The sequence below is a fragment of the Vulcanococcus sp. genome (assembly GCF_044369115.1).
Lineage (GTDB): Bacteria > Cyanobacteriota > Cyanobacteriia > PCC-6307 > Cyanobiaceae > Vulcanococcus.
In genome coordinates this window covers 1-2,739 of record NZ_JBIPMN010000246.1, presented here as the reverse complement: position 1 = coordinate 2,739, position 2,739 = coordinate 1, and the positions used below count along the sequence as shown (strand labels likewise).

Below are 2,739 nucleotides of genomic sequence, written 5' to 3'. Positions count from 1 at the left end.
GCGAAGAACTGCAGCACCAGGATGAAGATCAGCGGCGGCACGATCCAGCTCAGGGCCGTGGTGATGAAGCTGGGCTTCTGAGGCGGTGCTGCAGCAAATTCAACGCCGTGCTCTTCCAGCCGCTTCGGCAGATCCATGTCGAAGATCGGCGTGGTGGCCAGCACACTCGGGGCGCCTTCCGCGGGAGCCTCCTTCAGCTCGTAACGGATTTGCTCTTGGGTGATGTAGGCGCGGCGCACGTTGCCGTCATCCACCTGACTCACAAACAGCGAGTAGGGGACGCGCGGCACCTGCTGCATGCCTTGGTTGGGCAGGAAGCTGCTCACCAGCAGTAGCACCCCAAAGCCGATCAGCACCAGGTTGACGATGCCAAAGCGACGATTCGGGGGCGTGTCGTCCTTACGGATAGGCATGCGCAGGCAGCCGGAATGGCCCCCAAACTAGGGGTCACCCACGGACCCGGTGGTGGGTGAGAACCGAACGGGAGCCGCTCTGGCCGTGTGTGGTCGCTATTCGCTCACTGCTCGCCTCGATCAACTGCTGCCGCGTTTGCAGGGTGCGTTGCCGCTGGGTTTGGAGCAGTACTACGCCCCACGTGGGCTGATTGCCCCGGGCGAACCGGTGTTGGCGCTGCGCCAGGAGCACGGAGCGCTGCAGCCCGCCCTGATGCTCTGGGGGCTGTTGCCGGAGTGGAGCAAAGACCCGTTGGCAGGCCCGAGGCCGTTCAATGCTCGCGCTGAAACCGTGGCGGAGAAGGCCAGCTTTCGCGGCGCTTGGCGCCACCGGCGTTGCCTGCTGCCGGCCGATGCGTTTTACGAGAAGGGCCACCGCATCCACCGGCGTGATGGCGCTCTGTTCTGGTTGGCCGGCATCTGGGATCGCTGGATCGGCCCGGATGGCAGCGAGGTGGAGAGCTGTTGCGTGCTCACCACTGCGCCGAATGCCCTGGTGGCTCCACTGCACAACCGGATGCCCGTGATCGTGCCGGATGGCCTTGAGCAGGCCTGGCTGGAAACAAAGGATGGCCCTGGCCTGCGGGCTCTCGAGCCGCTTCTCCAGGGCTGGGATCCGGGTTGGTGGACCGTTGTGCCGCCGGCGCTCCGTGCCGAGCGATCACCGCTCAGCTCAGAGCAGTTGCCGTTGTTTCCGCGATCTCCACAATGACGCCATCTGGGTCAGCGGTGATCGTGCAAGCAGCGCACACGCGTCGCCGTCATAACGGTTATGTGAGCCTGCTGGTCACCTGTTTGGGGGTGTTGATCTGCTTGATGCTGCCCCATGGGTTGCGTCAGCTTGCGGTGATCGGCTACCTGGCACTGCCGCTGGTGTTGATCAGTTCCCTGGGGATGCCGATCGATGAGGGCCGCTGGCCCACGCTCCGCAGGCATGGCTTCCGGTTGCTTGGCGTCGTCACCTGGGTGTCGTCGTTGGTTTGGTACCTCACGCCGCTTTCCCAGACCAGCACCGGAGTGCCGCTGTTGGTGCTTTGGAGCGTGCTGGTGCTGTGGAGCTGTGAACGCCTCATCCGCAATCTGGCGAAGGAACGCCAGATCAATCGGGAGGTGTTGCTCGGCGCCCTGGCCGGTTATCTGCTGCTCGGACTGGGGGCTGGGCTGTTGTTTAGTGCCCTGGAAACGGTGGTGCCTGGCAGCTTTATCGCCACCCGCACCAGCCCAGGGCCCATCCTGCGCTCCCATGGAACCGGGCTCAACCCTGCCAATCCGGTGTGGGCGTTGGACTTCGTCGAGCTCAACTACTTCGCGTTCGTCACGCTCACAACCACGGGCTACGGCGACATCCACCCCGTCACGGCTCAGTCGCAGATGGTGTGTGTGATGGTGGCGATCGCCGGCACGATTTATCTGGCGATGGTGATGGGTTTGTTGATCAGCCGCTACACGGCGCGCGGTGTGGAGGACGACCTCGACCTTTAGCGCTCCAACTCCCAGAGCCAGTCGGCCCCGAGCTGCTGCAGCTGCAGCGCTTGCCAGGGCTGCGCTTGGTTCACATCCACTAAGTCCAGGTCGCCAAAAGGGGTTCGGGCTGGCTCGCCCCCCAGCAGCTTGGGGGCCAGCACTGCCGCGAGCTGCTGCACACAACCTTGGCGCAGCGCCGCAGCCGCCAGGCCCGGCCCGCATTCCCACAGCACTTGATTGCAGCCGCGCTGCGCCAGGCGCACCATCAGCTCCAATGGTTCACAGCGCTCAAGCACAAGGCGTTCAATCCCGGCGGCATCCAGTTGGAAGCGGCGGCTGGCGGGGGCGTCGTAGCCATGCGCCACCAGAGTTGGCGCTGTGTGCTGGTTCCAGAGCTGGGCTTCGGTGGGCAGATCCAGCGTGCGGCTGATCACCACGCGCAGCGGCTCGGGGGTGCGCTGGCCGCGGCTGGTGAGCAGCGGATTATCGGCGCGCACCGTGCCGCCACCCACGATCACCGCATCGCAGCGGCTCCGCAGTTGATGCACCCAGGCCCGCGCTGCTGGCCCCGAGATCCACTGGCTGGAGCCGTTGGGCAGGGCTGTGCGGCCGTCGAGGCTCATCGCCCACTTGATCAGGCCCAGTGGGCGGCCGTGTTCCACCCGGTGGATGAAGGCGCGGTTGAGCTGGCGGGCTTGGGCCTCGCACACCCCCTCGATCACTTCGATCCCTGCGCTCTGCAGCTGGGCGATGCCACCTCCGGCCACTCGCGGGTCGGGATCGCGCATCGCCACCACCACACGCGCCACACCCGCGGCGATCA

4 protein-coding genes are annotated in these 2,739 nt (G+C 65.6%); 2 read left to right on the top strand and 2 right to left on the bottom strand.

Annotated elements, in window-relative coordinates; translation table 11 throughout:
• Positions 1 to 413 (bottom strand): ATP-dependent metallopeptidase FtsH/Yme1/Tma family protein (locus tag ACIQ2E_RS13965; protein ID WP_398331814.1); only part of this gene is annotated, 413 nt, incomplete at its 3' end.
• An 85-nt stretch (positions 414 to 498) separates the two neighbouring features.
• On the opposite strand from ACIQ2E_RS13965, the gene ACIQ2E_RS13960 reads away from it, so the two are divergent.
• The gene (locus ACIQ2E_RS13960) at positions 499 to 1,164 is read left to right on the top strand and encodes an SOS response-associated peptidase (protein WP_398331811.1); all 666 of its coding nucleotides are present in this window, start codon (positions 499 to 501) and stop codon (positions 1,162 to 1,164) included.
• A gap of 23 nt (positions 1,165 to 1,187) precedes the next feature.
• On the top strand, positions 1,188 to 1,934 hold the full coding sequence (locus ACIQ2E_RS13955) for a potassium channel family protein (RefSeq protein ID WP_398331808.1): 747 nt from the start codon (positions 1,188 to 1,190) through the stop codon (positions 1,932 to 1,934).
• Here the strand turns inward: ACIQ2E_RS13955 and ribD are convergent.
• The coding region (ribD, locus tag ACIQ2E_RS13950) for a bifunctional diaminohydroxyphosphoribosylaminopyrimidine deaminase/5-amino-6-(5-phosphoribosylamino)uracil reductase RibD (RefSeq protein ID WP_398331805.1) at positions 1,931 to 2,739 on the bottom strand (809 nt) is incomplete at its 5' end. The genes ACIQ2E_RS13955 and ribD overlap by 4 nt on opposite strands.